The sequence below is a fragment of the Vibrio sp. 1CM23M genome (assembly GCF_023161755.1).
Lineage (GTDB): Bacteria > Pseudomonadota > Gammaproteobacteria > Enterobacterales > Vibrionaceae > Vibrio > Vibrio coralliirubri.
This window is the reverse complement of sequence record NZ_JALNTR010000002.1, coordinates 226,013-245,405: the sequence shown is the minus strand read 5'-3', so window position 1 is coordinate 245,405 and position 19,393 is coordinate 226,013. Positions and strand designations below refer to the sequence as shown.

Sequence of the window (19,393 nt, the reverse complement as noted above, 5' to 3'; positions counted from 1 at the left end):
CTTAACTTTCCTGTTGTAGTGCCTCGAGCTCTTCCCAGCGCTCAAAAGCAACTTCAAGCTCCTGCTCTGCTGCAGATAGCTTATCTAATACTGGTTGTGTCTGCTCTACAGATTTTGAAAAGAAGCTTGGATCGTTGACTTCTTCCTGAAGAGTTTCAATTTGAGTTTCCAATTCTTCTAAACGCATTGGTAGCGCTTCTAGTTCTCGTTGTAGCTTATACGATAACTTCTTAGGTTTAGCCTTAACTGGCGCAGTTTTGGGAGTTTCCTCAACTACTTTTTCAGGCTTTGATGGCTTTTCAACCTGTCGGTACTCTAATGCTTGCTTTCTTTGCTGCTGAGCATCGTGATAGCCACCAACAAATTCTTCAATCACACCGTCACCTTCGAAGATCCAACTTGTCATAACCGTGTTATCAACAAACTGACGATCGTGGCTCACTAAAAGAAGCGTACCCTGATAGTTGGCAAGCAAATCTTCTAAAAGTTCCAAAGTTTCGATATCTAGATCGTTGGTTGGCTCATCGAGAATCAATAAGTTGTTCGACTTAAGGAAGATGCGAGCTAATAACAGACGGTTTTTCTCACCACCAGACAGCGCTTTAACAGGAGTACGAGCACGTTTTGGAGAGAATAAGAAATCTTGCAAGTAGCTTAGTGCATGACGCTCACGGCCGCCTACTGTCACTTCTTGCTTACCATCCGCTAGGTTATCAATTACAGACTTCTCAGGGTCTAGGATTTCACGGTATTGGTCGAAGTAAGCGACTTCAAGTTTAGTACCACAATGCAGACGGCCTGAATCAGGCTTAAGCTGGTCAAGAAGTAGTTTAAGTACTGTACTCTTACCACAACCGTTCGGACCAATCAGAGCGATACGATCGCCACGCATAATGTTAAAGCTAAAGTCCTTAACAATTTCTTTGCCTTCAAAGCCAAAGTTAAGATTCTCAGCTTCAAATACAATTTTGCCTGAACGCTGGCCATCGTCGATTTGGATAATCGCTTTGCCTTGCACTTCACGACGGTTCAAACGTTCTTCACGTAGCTTCTTAAGCGCACGTACGCGGCCTTCATTACGAGTTCGACGAGCTTTAATGCCTTGACGAATCCATACTTCTTCTTGAGCAAGTTTCTTATCGAATTCAGCGTTTTGCATCTCTTCGACACGTAACGCTTCTTCTTTATCTAATAGGTAGTTTTCGTAATCGCCAGGGAACGAGCTCAACTTACCACGATCAAGATCAACAATGCGTGTTGCCATCGATTTGATGAAAGCACGGTCATGCGAGATAAAGATGATTGAACCACGGAAGTCTTTCAGGAAGCCTTCTAACCATTCGATTGTCGCAACATCCAAGTGGTTAGTCGGTTCGTCAAGTAGAAGCACGTCAGGGTCGCATACAAGCGCACGAGCAAGTGCCGCTTTACGTTGCCAACCACCAGATAAATCAGTCAGTTTTGTTTCAGCCGTGAGTTTAAGCGCAGCCATTACGTTACTTACTCGATCTTCAAAACGCCATGCGTTGGCATGATCCAACTGCTCTTGAACGCGAGTAAGGCGATTTAAGTTCTTTTCGCTAGGGTCAGTGCCGATGAGATCCAGAAGATCATGGTAGATCTTCAACTGTTCGCCGATTTCCGCTAGGCCACCAGCAACGTAATCATAAACGGTGCCTTCTTCATTACGCGGTGGATCTTGCTCAAGGCGAGATACAACCACATCTTGTGTGATTTGCATCTTTCCGTCGTCCATGATGATGTTCCCAGACAGGATTTTCATCAATGTAGACTTACCAGCGCCATTGCGCCCTACTAAACACACACGTTCGTTTTCTTGTAGTGCAAAGTCTGCACGATCTAATAACGGGTGATCGCCAAACGCTAATTGCCCATTATGAATTGTAAGTAATGCCATTCTTCTTTAACCAATCATTAAGTTCTAACAAGCCAAATGGCCAGTTAAGTTCTGAGCTTTGAGAAAAATCAGAGCTTTCAAATTTGAGCACCGGAATAGTGACCCCGTAACGGGAAAAGAGCTCATCATCAAATGCAATGTCGACAACGTTGACGTGATGGCTAATATTTAACTGTTCCGTGAGTTGGAATGCCATCTCACATAGATGGCACCCTTCTGTACTGTAGAGAGTCAGCAAGCTATATCCTTATACAATCTCTTAATTACTTATGTGTAATCAACCAGCAGTTATGAATGTGCTTGTTGCGAGAGAAGTCCAATGGAAGCGTTTTAGCTGAGATGTTCTGAGCCTTAAGACCTAACTCGTCTAGAGCTTCCAAGTCCATTTTGAAGTGACGTTTGTTGTTAGAGAACACAATCGTGCCTTCTTCACGAAGAAGACGCTTAAGGTTTTCCATCAACTGAATGTGATCACGTTGAACATCGAACGATTGATCCATACGCTTAGAGTTTGAGAACGTAGGTGGATCAATAAAGATCAGGTCGTAAGAACCCTGCTCCTTAACCAACCACTGCAAGCAGTCAGCTTGAACAAACTGATGTTGACGACCAACACGGCCATTAAGCTCCATGTTCTGCTTTGCCCACTCAAGGTAGGTATTCGACATATCAACCGTTGTTGTAGAGCGTGCGCCTCCGACAGCAGCATGAACAGATGCACTGCCCGTGTAAGCAAACAAGTTTAGGAAATCTTTACCTGCAGCCATCTCACCGATACGACGACGAGTGATCTTATGATCCAGGAACAAGCCAGTATCTAGGTAATCATGAAGATTAACAATCAGCTTAACGCCGTATTCGTTCACTTCTAGGTTAGAAGAATCTTGAGCCATCTTCTGGTATTGAGAACGGCCTTTCTGCTTCTGACGAACCTTAAGAACCACGTTGTTTGCTTCAACGCCCGTTACTTGAATAGAAGCACGGATAATATCGGTTAGGCGACGTTTCGCCTTCTCTTCCGGTACATCTTTAGGCGCTGCGTATTCTTGAATCACAAGGTGACCTGGGTATACGTCAATCGCTACATTGTATTCTGGTAAGTCAGCATCGTAGATACGGTAACAATCTAATTGCTCTTTCTTAGCCCACTTACCGATTTTACCGATGTTCTTTTTAAGACGGTTTGCAAAGTCAGGAGCAATCAGCTGTTCTTGCTCGCCCGTTGGACGCTCTGACATCGGACGATCTGAAATTGAGTAGTTCTTTTGGTGACACGGTAACGCACCGTTGTTCAATTTGAACTGTTTGTCTGCACGCATTCGTAGGCAGCTAAGTAGTTCATCTGAACTAGAGAAGATAGACGCGTTACAACCGCCAAATTCAGCTTTAAGCTGCGCGCCAAATGCTGTGTAAAGAGCAATAAGACCCGGCTCTGTACCTAAACGCTCACCATAAGGTGGGTTAGAAACAATCACACCATCAGTAAACTCGGTAGGACGCTTAAGTTTTGCAGCATCACCTACTTCGAATTCAATCAACTCTTCAACACCAGCACGACGAGCATTGTCACGCGCTGTTTTGATCATGCGTTCGTCATTGTCATAGCCATAGAACTTACATTCTACTTTCTTAACGCCACGACGACCTTGAACGTTCGCTTCAGCTTTCACTTCAGCCCAAAGCTCTGGCTCAAAATCTTCTAATGATTCGAAACACCACTTCTGGCGTTTAACACCTGGAGCCATATTTGCAGCCATCATTGCCGCTTCAATCACTAACGTACCTGAACCACACATAGGATCTAGGAAAGGCTTAGTCGCATCCCAACCACTACGAAGAAGAATCGCTGCAGCAAGTGTTTCACGCAGAGGTGCTCGACCTGATTCTGGACGGTAACCACGTTGGTGAAGACCGCTGCCCACCATATCAACACCAAGAATCGCTTTATCACGGTGTAGACGAACGTGAATACGAATGTCGGGGTTCTCTTTGCTGATAGAAGGACGAGGTAAAGACTTCTTCTCGAAGCAATCAACAACGGCATCTTTTACTTTCATTGCACCGTATTGGCTATTACGGATTTCGTTGTTCGTACCATTGAAGTCAACAACAAAACGCTTAGAGCTATGGAATTGATTTACCCAGTTAACCGCAGTGGTTGATAGGTACAAATCCATGTCGTCCATACAAGTAAATTCAGAAAGGACACGTACAAATCGAGAAGCCAAACGGCTCCACAAACAACAACGATAAATTTGCTCATTGGTGGCTTTGAATTTAACACCTGCTTGAACAGGTTTTGCGTTTGTAATCCCTAGTTGGGTTAGTTCTTCAACTAATAAATTCTCAAGGCCATTTGAGGTAACCGCTAGATATTGATTCATAGTGTTCTTTTATTGATAAAAATGAGCTCGATTATACCTGAATTTGTTACTAGAGCATCACACTAAACTCGTCTTTTCATTGAATCTTTCTTCTAATTGGCTAGCAAACGCACAGTGTTGAAGCGATCGCTTACCCACATCCCCTTAGAACATAAGACTTATCAAACCAACACGATTCATGAGCAAATCCCCGTCAAAGCGACAATGTGAATTTATATTCACCCTTAAATTGGTATATACCAAGTGGAATTTAGGGTTGAAAGTTAGCTACAAAAGGACAAAAACAGGGAATAAAGATGGGTAAATTACACTTCTGGCGATAAAAACAGGCAGAAATTAAGGCGAAAAAACAATCGTAAGTTCACTATTTAAATGGTTAAGCAGTGATGTATTTATCAGAGTGAGGTTTTTTAGGCACAAAAAAATCGGCTAATGAGCCGATTTTGGGGAAGATTTGATAGGTTGATGCGTTGCGATGTTTGTGAGAAATGATGGACTAGATTGAAGGCTAACCAACCATCGCAATGTGCGTTTGATGAAGAATAGCGTTCGCGTCTATCATTCTGTCGTGCATGACCTTAATCGAGTCGCCAAAGCGTAACCCTTTTGAAGGTGTAAGCAGAAACTCTTCTAGGTCAACAAATGCACATAGGCTCGCACACTCTCCCACTTCTAATACAATGAAATACCCTAAGCTATGCTCGTTATTCATTTGTACGATATCCCCTTCTTGAGGGTATTCATGGCCAGCACCCTGTGAGTCGAAGAACCAACTCTTAGGCTGTACAGGCTTGTGGAAGCGCTTTGCTGCCACGCAATAAAGCGCGAGTTCAGCTTGACGAGGCTCAGACAGTTCTAAGCCAGAAATTTGTTCTTTGAAGGTTTGGTATGAAGATGCGTCATCAACGGTGAATTCATTATCTCTAAACGCGCAGTCCACCAGCTTATTGCGGACCAGATTCGTTTTGAAAATCATATCCTCTCCGAGGTTTAGCATTAATGAACATTGCTGCTCATCATAATACCAACTCCATGTATCGCTAGGTTTAAGCATCATTTCGTCTCACACTGTTGAACCATTCCATTAGGTAAAACGCAAAATTACCTTCAATTACAGTAATTTTACTGAGCAATAGGCAAAAAAAAAGAGGAAATGAATTCCTCTTTCTTATCGCTTTTCTCTACAACTCAGTGAGTTACAGTGTCTCTTTTAGTAAGACGATGCCAGATTGTCGCTTTTAAAACATAAAAGCAATTACAGCTTATAGATTTTTTACGATGTCGCCAACTAGACCTGGGCCTTTGTAGATGAAACCAGAGTAAACCTGTACAAGCTTAGCACCCGCCATCATTTTCTCTTTTGCAGCAACATACGAGTCAACACCACCTACTCCAATGATCGGCAGTTTGTCACCAAGCTCTTCGTGAAGTTTACGAACTACTTCAGTACTACGAGATTGAACAGGACGTCCACTTAGGCCACCCGCTTCATCGCAATGTTTCATGCCTTCAACGATTGAACGATCCAATGTTGTGTTTGTTGCGATCACACCATCGATCTTATTTTTGATCAATGATTCACAAATTTGGCGAATTTCGTCGTCGCTTAGATCCGGAGCAATCTTAAGAGCAAGAGGCACATATTTACCATGCTTCTCTTCCAGTTCAGATTGTTTCGTTTTTAGTTCAGACAATAGATCGTCTAGAGCTTCGCCGTATTGTAGAGAACGAAGTCCTGGAGTGTTTGGTGAAGAGATGTTCACAGCAATGTAACCAGCGTATTGATATACCTTCTCCATACAGATCAAGTAATCTTCAGCGCCCTTTTCAATTGGTGTGTCTTTATTCTTACCAATGTTAATGCCTAAGATGCCATCGTAGTTCGACTTCTTAACATTCTCAACAAGGTTGTCGACGCCTAGGTTATTAAAGCCCATGCGGTTGATGATACCTTCAGCTTCAACAAGACGGAATAAACGAGGTTTGTCGTTACCGGCTTGCGGACGTGGAGTCACTGTTCCTACTTCTACGAAACCAAAACCCATTGCGCCAAATGCATCAATACATTCGCCGTTTTTATCTAGGCCGGCAGCTAAGCCAACTGGGTTTTTAAAAGTAAGACCCATGCACTCTACAGGTCGATGAGGTAATTGTTGGCGATACAAAAGATCAATAGGTGTGCCTGTAAAGCGTTTGAAATTTTGAATTGCAAGATCATGTGCCTTTTCGGCATCAAGTTGGAAAAAGCCAGTTCTGGCTAGACGGTAAAGCATTGTGCCTCCGATAGAAAAAAGCCCCGTGTAAACGGGGCGATATTATTTACTTATTTACCCAACTATTCAATCTATTACTGTCTGTAAGGGTAAGATAATCGAGTTTGCTAACGAATGAGGTTCATTATTAAGCAAACGTTATCGTTTGTTCAGGTTATTAACCCATTTCTAATCTCAACCTTAATACAGCCACCAGCTCACTTAACAACAAACAACGTATTCGTCGAAATTGGTTCTTCAAAAGTCGTTAGGCCTATTGTTTCCACTTTACCGAAACGAAAAAGGCAGACCTTGTGGCCTGCCCTTATAGTTTTTCGTCTTATCTAGTGACTAGTCTTTCGACATACAGTTTAGATTCAACAGCATCAATTCACGCAATGCTACTGAGAACTTAGCAAACTCATGAACAGAACCTACTTTGAATTCGTTTAGGATGCTTTCCCAACGATGTAGAGAAACAGAGTTACTTTCCATCCAGTCATCCAGCGCTTTAATTACATCGATATCTGAAGCACAACCACAGTTAAGTACTTGGCCAGTTAACTGACGTTGCTGCCAATCCAGATCTTCTCTGAATGCTGCACGCGCCAATGCTTGCCAGTTGTTGTCTACCGCTTGGCCATTGATTTGCTTCAAGAACCAGTGCAGTGACAAACGGTCGCCTAGGTTGAAGTAAAGCTTAGACGCTTGCTGTACTGTTTTACCTGTTTCACGGGCTACTGTGGATATATCCAGTGCTGAGTACAGGCTAGACAAACGAGCCACTGAATTAGCCAGCTCAGCGTTTACACCTTGGTCAATCCATAGTTGAGCCATTGCTTGATGCTCTTCTACTTCTGAAGCCACTAGGTTTTCATCCAGCTTCTCAGTAATTGCGACGACATCACCTTGGTAAAGCTCAATCAATGCATTCACTGACTGTTTACCGGTACGGTTTCTTAGCAACCAACGAGCTAGACGACGAAGCGTACGACGTACATGGTAAAGTAATTCGTATTGAGCTTCAGAACTTGAGATGTTGTCCAGTTCGCGGATGCTCTTCAGTACCTTACCCAAACCGTAGATTTCACGTGATGCCGCGTAAGCATTCGCAATATCAACAATGTTTGCGCCCGTCTCTTCTTGCAAGCGAGTCACGAAGTTACAACCCATCTCGTTAACCATTTGGTTAGCAAGCGCAGTCGCAATGATCTCTGCACGAAGTGGATGGTTATCCATGTGCTGAGAGTAGTTACGGCGTAACTCTGTTGGGAAATATTGCATCAGTTGTTGAGCATGGAACTCATCATTCGCAATATCATCACTCACAAGATCTTCTTTTAGAACCATTTTACCGTAAGCGATCAATACTGATAGCTCTGGTCTTGTTAGTGCTTGGCCCTGCTTCTCACGTTCTAGCAGCGTTTCGTCATCTGGGATGTATTCCAAACCACGGTCTAAGTACCCTGCTTTTTCCATTGTGTGGATAAAGCGGATTTGCTCTTTCACTAAGCCAACACCTTGATGCTCAGTAACAGAGATAGACTCAGCTTGACAGTAAGCGTCGTCTAGTACGATCTCACCTACTTCATCTTCCATAGATTCAAGAACTTGGTTACGTTGCTTAACGGTTAGATCGCCATTAGACACCAAGCCATTCAAGAAGATCTTAATGTTAACTTCGTTATCCGAGCAATCTACACCACCAACGTTATCAACGAAATCGGTATTCACTCGGCCACCCGTAAGAGCGTATTCGATACGACCCAGTTGAGTCATACCCAAGTTACCGCCTTCGCCAACAACCTTAGCTTTCAGGTCACGGCCATCGATACGTAGCACGTCATTGGCACGGTCACCCACATCTGTATGAGTCTCGCTAGAAGACTTAACGTAAGTGCCAATACCGCCGTTCCAAAGTAGATCAACCTTCATAGACAAGATCGCTTTGATCAAGTCGTTTGGTGCCATTGATGCTTTCTTGGTGCCCAGCATTTTCTGAATTTCAGGTGTTAAAGAGATAGACTTCGCTCGACGAGAGAAGATGCCACCACCTTGAGAAATAAGATCTTTATTGTAATCTTCCCAGCTTGAGCGAGGCAGATTAAACAGACGGTCACGCTCTACCCAGCTTGATGCCGACTCTGGATTCGGGTCAATGAAGATGTGCATGTGGTTAAACGCAGCTTGTAAGCGAATGTGCTTAGATAGCAGCATGCCGTTACCAAATACGTCACCCGCCATATCACCCACACCAATGGCAGTGAAGTCTGTGCTCTGACAGTTGATACCCATTTCGCGGAAGTGACGTTTAACAGATTCCCAGCCACCTTTCGCCGTGATACCCATGGCTTTGTGGTCGTAACCGTTAGAGCCACCCGATGCAAACGCATCACCTAACCAAAAATTGTACTCTTCAGCGACTGAGTTCGCTAGATCTGAGAATGTCGCGGTACCTTTATCGGCAGCAACAACCAAGTACGGGTCATCTTCATCGTGACGAACAACGCTCTTAGGTGGGATAACCTCACCTTCAATGATGTTGTCTGATACGTCTAGTAGTGCACGGATGAAGCGCTTGTAACAACGTTGACCTTCAGCAAAGATCTCGTCTCGGCCAGACATCATGTGTTGACGCTTACATACGAAACCACCTTTAGCGCCAACAGGGACGATAACCGTGTTCTTAACTTGTTGCGCTTTAACTAGGCCTAGAATCTCAGTACGGAAATCCTCTTGACGATCTGACCAACGTAAACCACCACGTGCTACTTTACCGCCACGTAGATGCACACCTTCAATGTCTGGTGCGTAAACGAAGATCTCAAACGCAGGAACCGGCGCAGGGATATCTGGAATCTCGCTTGGTCTCATTTTCAGAGCTAACCAAGGTTTAGACTGCTTGTTGTCATCGACTTGGTAGTAGTTAGTACGAAGCGTTGCAGTGATCATTTCCATGTAGCGACGAATGATACGATCATCATCCAAGCTTTCTACATGATCCAACTGTTCAGTGATCTTCTTAATAAGATCTTGTTGGCCTTTCGCGCTGCCCTTCAGTTTCGGGTCAAAACGCTTGCCAAATAAACTCACTAACCCTTTAGCTAACTCTGGGTAATGAGACAATGTGTCTTCAATGTATTGTTGGCTGAATGGGAAACCAACTTGGCGCATGTAACGAGCATAAGCACGTAAGATTGAGATTTCACGGCCAGAAAGACCAGCGCCAAGTACTAAGCGGTTGAAACCATCGCTATCTAGCTCACCCGCCCAAATTGCAGCAAAGGCTTGTTGGAAAAGATCGCGAGCTTCACGAAGATCAATGGTCTTATCGCTCTTGTGCAGCATAGAGAAATCAAGGATCCAATATGTCACACCGTTGGTTTTACGCACTTCATATGGAGATTCACCGATAACGCGTAGGCCAAAGTTTTCAAGCATTGGCATAACATCAGAAAGGTGAATAGGCTCATCGCTGTGGTAGAACAACTTCAAACGAACGGCTTTTGAATCTGCCGCTTCTTCTTGAGGACGGTAGAAAAGCATACCCAGTTTGTTGTCTTCACTTAATGCTTCTAAACGTTCGATGTCAGCAACAGCTGAACCTGGCATCATGTCTTCTTTGTACGAACGTGGGAATGCACGCATGTACTCTTTCGACAATGGCAGACCTTTACTCTCACCGAAGTTTGCAATGATTGACTCAGACAGGCGGTCATCCCACGTAGACGATACTTCCATTAAATTTTGCTCAATTGTTTTCACGTCCACATCCATGTTGTTGTTTTCAACACGAACAATATAATGCGTTCTTGCTAGCGGGCTTTCTGAGAAGTACGTTGTAAATTCAACCTCTTCTTCACAACCAAAGTACTGTTTTAAGATGCGCTGTGTTTGGCGACGAAGCTCAGTGTTGTAACGATCTTTTGTTACGTAAACCATGCAGCTAAAGAAACGACCAAACGGGTCTTTGCGAACAAACAAACGCAGAAGATCGCGATCTTGCATTTGCACTACACCCGTACCGACTTCTAGTAACTCTTCTTCTCGAGCTTGAAGCAGTTCATCACGTGGGTAGTTTTCAAGAATGTTGTGCAGAGCTTTGTAAGAGTATGAACCTTCACGGTACCCACTCGCATCCAAGATTCGCTCTACTTTCTCGCGAACAAGAGGAATCGTTTCAACGGTTTGGTTATAAACGGCAGATGTGTAAAGACCAGTAAAGCGGTGCTCACCAATGACCTTACCGTTCTTATCGAACTTCTTAATGCCAATGTAATCGTTGTAAGCTGGGCGGTGAATGCGTGAAGCCGTGTTGCCCTTGGTTACGATAAGTACATAAGGCTTTTTCGCTTCAAGGCGTGCCGAATCAGAAAACTCAGATAACTTAACGTTACGTACACGATCTGAATTCGCAAACAAACCAAGACCTTGCTCCTTGGTCGGTTGCAGCTCAGTGTCGCCGTTAACTGAAACTAGGTCATATTCCTTGTAACCCATGAATGTAAAGTTGTGTTGGCCTAACCAACGAAGAAACGCCAACGTTTCATCAAAGCGCTGGCCGTCTACTGGAATGCTCTCTTTTTGCTGTTCAACTTGATTGGTCACTTCTTCAAGTCTTTCAACCATCTTCAACCAATCGTTCACGACTAAGCTAGTGTCGGTAAAGATATCCAGCAATTCCGTTTTAAGTGCTGTCATTTCAGCTTTGCTGCTAAGACGGTCAACTTCAATATGGAAAAGCGATTGGAATGCACCTTCGTTATTGCTAACACCGACAACACTGCCCTTATCTGAGCGAGAGATTTGTGTTGGGTTATGAAGCATAAGGTGAGAAGAAAGGTCTAGGCGAGTCAATGCCATTTTTACGGAATCAACAAGGAATGGACTGTCTGGAACGACTATCTCAACGATAGTATGAGTAGACTGCCAACCTTGACGACTTACCGTCGGGTTGAATACGCGTACAGAGATTTCGCCGGCTTTCTTTTCATTGATGTGATGCCATAAGCTAACTACAGCACCATATAAATCGGATTCGTTTCTCTGAGTTAGATCGTCGTGAGAAACGTTACTAAACAAGTGTTGAGCAAGTTGAGTTACGAGAGGTCGATGAGCAAGGTCAAGTTTGTCTTGAATCAGCTTGTAAACTTTTTCAAGTAAAACTGGAACCACAGTTTCACGTGCGGTCATAGTCACACTCCACAATTAGAATTATATTTTATTATTAGGGGGATCACTTAATCTGGTGTTTGAAACGTGCCGTTGAGCGCTTTTCTACTAACGAGTTAAGCAAAGGTAATGCATTCATTTATTGTAAAAGCATTATTGAAAAATAGTTAATTGTTTTGGAGGTGGTAAGAGGTGAAATGTTTGATTATGTGATTAAGATTCCTTTTAACTCACTAGGCACGCCAAGGTTTACAGAGCTTCTAACTTAATAAACTTATTTTTTTGGTCAGTTGTCAGCCTAAACTGCCCTCTAACCCCTATTTGTGTAAGAAATGGTCTGAACCGAGTTGCAGGTAACTGTAAGCGTAAACCTGTTGTTGTTATCACTTGAACTTTACTGGCCGCACCAGAATAGCTGGCCAAAAACTGCTGATATGAGATGTTAAGTTGGAAAATATAGTGATTCATACGATGCCTGTATAAATATACAGTGCCGGTGTTTTTGGGCACTTAACGATGTCTGACTGTGAAACTGAGCTTGAAAACCTCTCTAGCTTATCGAAAATTCGATGAACCAGAAACAAAAAATCAGTGGCAGATATTCTCTACCACTGATGACCTTTCGTTATAGCAAACAGCTTATCTTATTGAGCGTTTAACTTAAGCTTCTAGTGCTTTCGTCACTTTCTCAAACAAGTCTTTTGCTAGGTTGTCCATGTTCTTTAACGTCTCTAGTTCTTTTTTGATCAGAGCTTGGCGCTCATCATCAAACTTACGGAACTTAAGTAGCGGGTCAATCAAACGTGAAGCCACTTGCGGGTTGCTGCTGTTTAGCTCACGTAAGATCTCGCCAGCAAATGCATAGCCTTGACCAGACTTGTCGTGGAATTGAACCGGGTTCATGTTTAAAAATGAACCGACCAAGTTACGGGTACGGTTCGGGTTCTTCAAACTGAACGCTTGGTGCGACATCGACGCTTTGATCACTTCAAGTGCATTTGAACTTGGGTTTGTACCTTGCAATGCAAACCATTTGTCCATAACAAGACCATCGTGTTTCCACTTGTCACTGTAATCCGCCATCAAGGTTTCACGACATGGTAGTTGTGCACTGTTTGCCGCACCCATTGCTGCCATGGTATCTGTCATGTTGTTTGCTTGCTGGTACATCGCAACAACCAAGTCATTACCCTGCTCAGTATGAGCTAAGTAACTTAGGCAAACTTTACGTAGAGTACGCTTACCAATCGAATCGTGATCGATCGTGTATTCCGTTAGCGCGTGGCTGTGATAAACCGCTGCTAACTCGTCTTCAAGTTCTGCAGCTAGTGTGACTTTCATTGAGTTAAGAACTGATGCGACCGCATCAATATCAACACGCTCATACCAACCTGATACTTCATTGTGGCTTGGTAGAGAAAGCATTTCTGCAATAAACGCAGGCTCTAGTGAATCACTCAACAGTACGCCACGGAATGCATCAACAACAGAATCCGAAAGCTCAAACGCTTGACCTTGTTGAACCTTCTCAACATTGCTGCGGATGTACTTCGCTAATAGCATTTGACCCGCATCCCAACGAGAGAATTCATTGCGGGCATTTACCATCAAGAAGATCAGTTCTTCATCTGAATAGTCGTATTCCAATTTCACTGGCGCAGAAAATTCACGAAGTAATGATGGGATCGGTTGCTCAGAAACGTTCTCAAACACGAACGTTTGCTCTGCTTCGTTCACATCTAATACATTATGAACTGGTTTACCGTTACATTGTAACGCAACAACTTCACCCGCTGCCGTGTATAACTCGATATCAAGAGGAATATGCAGAGCCTGCTTTTTCGTTTGCTCATGAGTTGGCGCTGTTACTTGGCGAGTTGTTAACGTGTATTGTTTCTTCTCTGCGTCGTAGTGGCTTTCAACAGACAGCGTCGGCGTACCAGACTGGCTGTACCATAAGCGGAACTGAGATAGGTCAACGCCCGACGCATCTTCCATCGCCGCGACGAAGTCTTCACATGTTGCAGCCGTACCATCGTGACGTTCAAAGTAAAGCTTCATGCCTTTTTGGAATCCGTCTTCACCCAACAATGTGTGGATCATTCGGATCACTTCACTGCCCTTTTCGTACACAGTCAATGTGTAGAAGTTGTTCATTTCTATCACTTTTTCTGGACGAATTGGGTGAGACATTGGACTTGCGTCTTCAGCGAATTGTGGCCCGCGAATAATACGAACATTGTTGATGCGGTTTACTGCGCGAGAGCCAAGATCAGATGAGAACTCTTGGTCACGGAATACGGTTAAGCCTTCTTTCAAGCTAAGCTGGAACCAATCGCGACAAGTCACTCGGTTACCTGTCCAGTTGTGGAAGTATTCATGGCCAATTACTGCTTCAATACCTAGGTAATCTGTATCCGTTGCAGTTTGGTCGTTCGCGAGAACAAACTTAGAATTGAATACGTTCAGGCCTTTGTTTTCCATCGCACCCATGTTGAAGAAATCAACGGCTACGATCATGTAGATGTCTAAGTCGTACTCTAAGTTGAAACGCTCTTCATCCCACTTCATTGAGTTAATCAAAGAAACCATCGCGTGGTTAGCTCTGTCTAGATTACCTTTGTCGACAAAGATTTCTAGGTCAACTTTACGACCCGATTGCGTAGTATAAGCATCACGAAGTACGTCAAAGTCACCCGCAACCAAAGCAAATAGGTATGCTGGTTTTGGGTGTGGGTCTTGCCACTTCACCCAATGACGACCATTTTCAGCTTCACCTTCATCAACACGGTTACCATTACTTAATAAGAATGGATTTTCTGCTTTGTCGGCGATAACCGTTGTGGTGAATTTTGCCAACACATCTGGGCGGTCCATGTAGTAAGTGATACGACGGAAACCTTCCGCTTCACATTGCGTACAGAAAGCACCACCCGATTTGTACAGGCCTTCAAGTGCACTGTTCCCTTCAGGATCGACTTCAGTCACGATCGTTAATGTGAATTCTTTTGGTAAATCATTCAGTGTCAGTTGAGTTTCAGACTGCTCATACTGAGTCCACTCTTTACCTTCAACCAAAACAGAAACCAGCTTCAAGCCTTCACCATCAAGTACTAAGGTCGAGCTATCTTTCTCTTGCTTAACACTAGACACCGCCGTAACGATGGATGCTGAATCGTACAAATCGAAAGTAAGATCGATTTCAGAAATAGTGTGAGATGGTGATTGATAATCTTTACGATACTTGGCTTGAGGTGTATGTGCCATGACGGGTTCCTTTTGATCGTTATACGTAATTATTTGTTAACTGTATATATCTAAAGGTTGAGCGCCAAGAACACAAGGGGAATATTAAAAAAAGGAGGCATTGTAGGAAAATGCCTCCATGTTTTGCTATTTTATCAATCAAATCAGAAAGAAACGGCTAATAAATGAACTGTGTGCCATATTTTCAACGAGCCGATTTTATGGCTAAATCTCGCACTTATCGTATTCGATTAAGCACCGCGAACATGTCTCCCTCTTCACCTTGAAGTGTCAAAACATCACTATTCAATGTGTAACGAGTACCGTGTTCACCGTTCTCGTAAAGTAGTACTAATTGGTCACCTTCGGTGTAATACACACCGCGACGAATGACTTCACCCCCTTCTTCATCGGACACTCGAAACATGAAGATAAAATCAGGTTGAAGCACTAAATCCATTTTTTGAATGTTGCTGGCACGCAAGTCGCTTCCTGACAATTCGGCGCTTGACCATATTCCAGCCAGGGCGTTGGGCAAGGCTTTGGTGAACATAACACCGTTAAGATTCAGCATATTGTGATTACTGCTGTACGCGTAAACCTGAGGCTCAGAAGTATTCAAACCCAAAATAATCGTGTCTTCATTGGCGTTATACAAACCTTCCCAATGATCCACACTGTAGTCTTTCTTTTGGATATCGATAGTGAATGAGTAATTAGAATCGAGAGTGAGTTTGATTGCTCTAAAGTTTTCAGTACCTTGCTCAGGATCTGGATTCATCAAATACCAATCGCCAAGCAACAGAGGAAGGTCAAAATGAGATAGATTACTATCACTTTTTGATTGTTGGCTGCTCGAAGCGACCTCGCTCCCAAAAGCAACAAAACTTAAACAAGATAAAATTAGTAGAATCCATTTCATACGCGCCCCCTCGTTTTCTTTAAGCTTAGGCACGTAATGATTAGAAAGCGAAAAAATATGATCTAAGTCACTAAATTTTAAGTGCGAAGTAACTTAAGTGTCATTATTCAACGCAAAACAGAGCTAAATCACCTAATTATTGAGTGTTCTTTGTGACAATCTCAACGGTTACAATTAGATATTCCTGTCAAATCATAGACACAAAAAAAGCGAGCCTAGGCTCGCTTTTTAAATAGTACGTCTTTAAACAATCACCTTTTAACAGGCATACTGTTTATTTCTTGATCATATCCAGCATGATAGCAACTGATTCATCAAGATAAGCATCCGGGGCTTCGTAGTCTTTTGGAATATCATCCAACGTTTTAAATGCCTCTAATTTAGCGGCTTTTTGACGTTGGTTAATACGCTCTAGACGAAGCACATCCGCATCATCACTCTCTTGTTGACGAACCTTTTCATTAAGAGAAAGGTCGTTGTCGTCTTTATCTGCCTTATATTTTTCAATATCTTGCGCGATAAAGCCAAATTCCATGTCTGTTGCGATACGAGCTTGGTGTTTAGCCGTCAACGCTGCGATCTGCTCATCGTTACGCTGTAACACTGAGTAATTTGCTTTCTCAATGCTGTCCCAAGGTAGAGCATTGTCTTCAACACTTTCACCAGTATCTGCCGGGTCAATTGGCGTTGGGTAAGCAATATCAGGTACTACACCTTTGTTTTGCGTACTGCCACCATTGATTCGGTAGAATTTCTGGATTGTGTATTGAACGTAGCCCAACTCTTTGTCGAACAAATCATAAATATGATTCAAAGAACGATGCTGTTGTACCGTACCTTTACCGAAAGAGTTTTCACCTAGGATGATTGCTCGACCGTAATCCTGCATCGCTGCCGCAAAGATCTCAGATGCCGAAGCACTGTAGCGATTCACCAATACCGTTAACGGACCTTGGTAACTGATTTCACCATCAGTATCGCTGTTCACTTTGACACGACCGTAGCTATCACGAACCTGAACAACAGGCCCCTCTTTGATAAACAAACCAGAGAGTTCGGTTGCCTCCGTTAGTGCACCACCACCGTTGTTTCGCAGATCAACAATAATACCTTCAACACCTTGCTCTTTAAGCTCGGTGATCAGTTTATCAGTATCTTTAGAAAGACCAACATAGAAACTAGGTACTTCGAGTACACCAATCTTCTTGCCATCTTTCTCGATAACTTCTGATTTAACAGCGCGGTCTTCTAAACGAATCTTATCGCGTACAATTGTGACAACGTGACTTTTTGCATCTTTACCGTCTGGCAAGATTTGTAGCTTAACTTTAGTCCCTTTCGGTCCTTTAATTAATTGCACTACATCATCTAAACGCCAGCCGATAACATCAACAATCTCTTCGCCATCTTGACCAACGCCAACAATACGGTCGCCATCGCTCAATTGTTTGCTATTTGACGCAGGGCCACCAGCAACTAAAGATCGAATAACGGTGTAGTCGTCTGTCATCTGAAGTACAGCACCAATACCTTCTAGAGATAGATTCATCTCAGATTGGAATTGTTCTGCATTTCTTGGAGAAAGGTAACTGGTGTGAGGATCAACTTCACGCGCAAATGCGTTCATGTAGATTTGGAAAGCATCTTCGTTATGCGACTGCGTAATACGCTTCATCGCATTGTTGTAACGCTTTTCCAAAACGTCTTGAATCTCTGGCCACTCTTTACCAGTAAGTTTTAGATTCAACGCATCGTATTTAACGCGTTTTCTCCAAAGCTCATTCACTTCAGCGATATCTTTTGGCCATTCAGCTTCACTACGATTTAGCTCAATACTTTCATCGGTATCAAACTTAATCTCTGTATCTAGCAAAGACAATGCATATTGAAAACGTTCAAAACGCTTCTGCATAGACAAATTATAAACATCGAATGCAATCTGGTTATTGCCCGATTTCAGCTGATCATCAATTTGTTTAGATGACGCAGCGAAAGAGTCAATATCAGCTTGAGTGAAGATATTACGATTATAATCCAGCATCTCTAAGTAACGATTAAAGATAGCTTGAGAGAAATCATCGTTGAGATTGAAGTGTTTATAGTGAGAACGAGTAAATCGAGAAGTAACACGTTTACTAGCAGTTTCGTGTTGGACCTCAGGAGCGAGTAGAGGTAAATCGTCCTGATCTAATTTGGCTTCAAGAGCCTGAGCTGAAGCTGCTAGCCAAAAGCTAGCAGCAATCAGTGTCAATTTTGAACGGCATTTCATGCGTAGGAGTATCTCCTTTAAGCGCGCAAGTGCTCCGCTTTAACAACCATTTGTAGGCCGTTTGCTAACTGAACACGCACATCTTCCTTATTGATTTCAACAATGGTCGCAGCCATGTTTCCTTTACCCATGTTCACATTTACTTCTTTGCCAGCGATGAATTCGTCAGCGTTCAAAGCGCGTGTTTCTACAGGCTTTTCTACTTTTGGTGCTTTAGGCGCTTGACGACGAGGCTGTTGAGCTTTCTTCGCCTTAGGTTTCGCTTTGCCTTCTTCACGAGCTTTTTGTGCTTGTTCTTTACGACGAGCCTGAACTTTCGCTTTGCTTTCTGCAAGTGTAGCTTTAGCGTGTTCAACGTGCTCTTCTTCTAGTGTGCCACACGCGTTGCCGTCTAGGTCAACACGTTCTGCGCCAGCTTTTACGCCGTGCAGGTAACGCCATGATGATGTGTACTGTCTTAACGCTGCACGAAGCTGAGTCTTACTTACTTTTTCGTCTTCATTTAGACGTTCAGCAAGATCTTGAAAAATACCAATTTTAAGTGGCTTCGCTTCACCTTCTAGAGTAAAGCATTTAGGGAAACATTCAGCAATATATGCGATAACTTCTTTGCTGTTTTTTAACTTTTCAGTGTTTTCCATGTGGGTTCCTGGTTTTTGCGGTTTTCCGCGAGCATTAAGAAAATATTTTTACGTATTATAGAGAGATGCTTGGGAAAAACCACAGTAAGAGAATAATTTATGCCTTGTTCGCGTGCGAATTAAGCAGCTTTTCCACTTCTGCCATGAAAAATGTTAATCCGTCCTCGTCAATTTGAGAAAAACGACCAACATTTGGGCTATCGATATCAAGAACGCCCGCTATTTTTCCGCCAATCGAGAACGGAATAACGATTTCTGAGTTACTTGCAGCGTCACAAGCGATGTGACCTTCGAACTCATGAACATCATGAATGCGCTGAACTGTATTCGTCGCAACCGCTGTTCCACACACACCACGCCCGACCGGAATTCGCACACAAGCAGGTTGACCTTGGAAAGGACCCAGTACAAGTTCGTCTTTTTCCTTAGCTTGATCCTGCTTCATTAAATAGAAACCCGCCCAATTCAAGTCATCCAATTCCATGAATAATAATGAACTGATATTAGCAAGATTAGCAGTTAGATCGGTTTCTGATTCAATTAATGCAACGGCTTGTTTGGTTAAGCGTTGGTAATGTTCTATTTTCAT

The 19,393-nt window shown here is 43.2% G+C and carries 12 protein-coding genes; all 12 read right to left on the bottom strand.

Annotated features, from left to right (window positions below; genetic code table 11):
* Window position 1: 1 nt before the first annotated feature.
* Window positions 2-1,918, bottom strand: a complete 1,917-nt coding sequence (locus MSG35_RS06280) for an ABC transporter ATP-binding protein (RefSeq protein ID WP_248383389.1) — start codon at window positions 1,916-1,918, stop codon at window positions 2-4.
* Complete coding sequence (locus tag MSG35_RS06275) at window positions 1,896-2,156, bottom strand: glutaredoxin family protein (protein WP_017101106.1); 261 nt, start codon at window positions 2,154-2,156, stop codon at window positions 1,896-1,898. The genes MSG35_RS06280 and MSG35_RS06275 overlap by 23 nt, the downstream gene beginning before the upstream one ends.
* 25 nt (window positions 2,157-2,181) lie before the next feature.
* Window positions 2,182-4,302 carry a bifunctional 23S rRNA (guanine(2069)-N(7))-methyltransferase RlmK/23S rRNA (guanine(2445)-N(2))-methyltransferase RlmL gene (rlmKL, locus tag MSG35_RS06270; protein WP_060982081.1) on the bottom strand — a complete coding sequence of 707 codons (2,121 nt, stop codon included), beginning with the start codon at window positions 4,300-4,302 and terminating at the stop codon, window positions 2,182-2,184.
* A gap of 508 nt (window positions 4,303-4,810) precedes the next feature.
* Window positions 4,811-5,359 (bottom strand): cell division protein ZapC, encoded by a 549-nt coding sequence (locus tag MSG35_RS06265; protein ID WP_017059680.1) that lies wholly within the window; start codon window positions 5,357-5,359, stop codon window positions 4,811-4,813.
* A 205-nt stretch (window positions 5,360-5,564) separates the two neighbouring features.
* Window positions 5,565-6,575 carry a quinone-dependent dihydroorotate dehydrogenase gene (gene pyrD / locus MSG35_RS06260; RefSeq protein ID WP_017063847.1) on the bottom strand — a complete coding sequence of 337 codons (1,011 nt, stop codon included), beginning with the start codon at window positions 6,573-6,575 and terminating at the stop codon, window positions 5,565-5,567.
* 330 nt (window positions 6,576-6,905) lie between these two features.
* Window positions 6,906-11,747: an NAD-glutamate dehydrogenase gene (locus MSG35_RS06255; protein ID WP_248383387.1), complete on the bottom strand. Its 4,842-nt coding sequence runs from the start codon at window positions 11,745-11,747 to the stop codon at window positions 6,906-6,908.
* A 228-nt stretch (window positions 11,748-11,975) separates the two neighbouring features.
* On the bottom strand, window positions 11,976-12,194 hold the full coding sequence (locus tag MSG35_RS06250) for a DUF2835 domain-containing protein (protein WP_086711486.1): 219 nt from the start codon (window positions 12,192-12,194) through the stop codon (window positions 11,976-11,978).
* A 192-nt stretch (window positions 12,195-12,386) separates the two neighbouring features.
* Window positions 12,387-14,993 (bottom strand): aminopeptidase N, encoded by a 2,607-nt coding sequence (pepN, locus tag MSG35_RS06245; protein WP_248383386.1) that lies wholly within the window; start codon window positions 14,991-14,993, stop codon window positions 12,387-12,389.
* Between the two features lie 217 nt (window positions 14,994-15,210).
* Window positions 15,211-15,894: a hypothetical protein gene (locus MSG35_RS06240; protein ID WP_019823244.1), complete on the bottom strand. Its 684-nt coding sequence runs from the start codon at window positions 15,892-15,894 to the stop codon at window positions 15,211-15,213.
* Between the two features lie 274 nt (window positions 15,895-16,168).
* The gene (gene prc, locus MSG35_RS06235; RefSeq protein WP_248383384.1) at window positions 16,169-18,163 is read right to left on the bottom strand and encodes a carboxy terminal-processing peptidase; all 1,995 of its coding nucleotides are present in this window, start codon (window positions 18,161-18,163) and stop codon (window positions 16,169-16,171) included.
* A 17-nt stretch (window positions 18,164-18,180) separates the two neighbouring features.
* On the bottom strand, window positions 18,181-18,804 hold the full coding sequence (proQ, locus tag MSG35_RS06230; protein WP_017057223.1) for an RNA chaperone ProQ: 624 nt from the start codon (window positions 18,802-18,804) through the stop codon (window positions 18,181-18,183).
* Window positions 18,805-18,901: 97 nt separating this feature from the next.
* Entirely contained in the window at window positions 18,902-19,393 is a 492-nt protein-coding gene (locus MSG35_RS06225) for a GAF domain-containing protein (RefSeq protein WP_017630025.1), read from the bottom strand.

Excerpts from the sequence above, each read along its gene's own strand:
- MSG35_RS06280 (WP_248383389.1), bottom strand. The coding sequence starts at position 1,918 with ATGGCATTACTTACAATTCATAATGGGCAATTAGCGTTTGGCGATCAC.
- rlmKL (WP_060982081.1), bottom strand. The coding sequence starts at position 4,302 with ATGAATCAATATCTAGCGGTTACCTCAAATGGCCTTGAGAATTTATTA.
- MSG35_RS06265 (WP_017059680.1), bottom strand. The coding sequence starts at position 5,359 with ATGATGCTTAAACCTAGCGATACATGGAGTTGGTATTATGATGAGCAG.
- pyrD (WP_017063847.1), bottom strand. The coding sequence starts at position 6,575 with ATGCTTTACCGTCTAGCCAGAACTGGCTTTTTCCAACTTGATGCCGAA.
- MSG35_RS06255 (WP_248383387.1), bottom strand. The coding sequence starts at position 11,747 with ATGACCGCACGTGAAACTGTGGTTCCAGTTTTACTTGAAAAAGTTTAC.
- MSG35_RS06250 (WP_086711486.1), bottom strand. The coding sequence starts at position 12,194 with ATGAATCACTATATTTTCCAACTTAACATCTCATATCAGCAGTTTTTG.
- pepN (WP_248383386.1), bottom strand. The coding sequence starts at position 14,993 with ATGGCACATACACCTCAAGCCAAGTATCGTAAAGATTATCAATCACCA.
- MSG35_RS06240 (WP_019823244.1), bottom strand. The coding sequence starts at position 15,894 with ATGAAATGGATTCTACTAATTTTATCTTGTTTAAGTTTTGTTGCTTTT.
- prc (WP_248383384.1), bottom strand. The coding sequence starts at position 18,163 with ATGAAATGCCGTTCAAAATTGACACTGATTGCTGCTAGCTTTTGGCTA.
- proQ (WP_017057223.1), bottom strand. The coding sequence starts at position 18,804 with ATGGAAAACACTGAAAAGTTAAAAAACAGCAAAGAAGTTATCGCATAT.
- MSG35_RS06225 (WP_017630025.1), bottom strand. The coding sequence starts at position 19,393 with ATGAAAATAGAACATTACCAACGCTTAACCAAACAAGCCGTTGCATTA.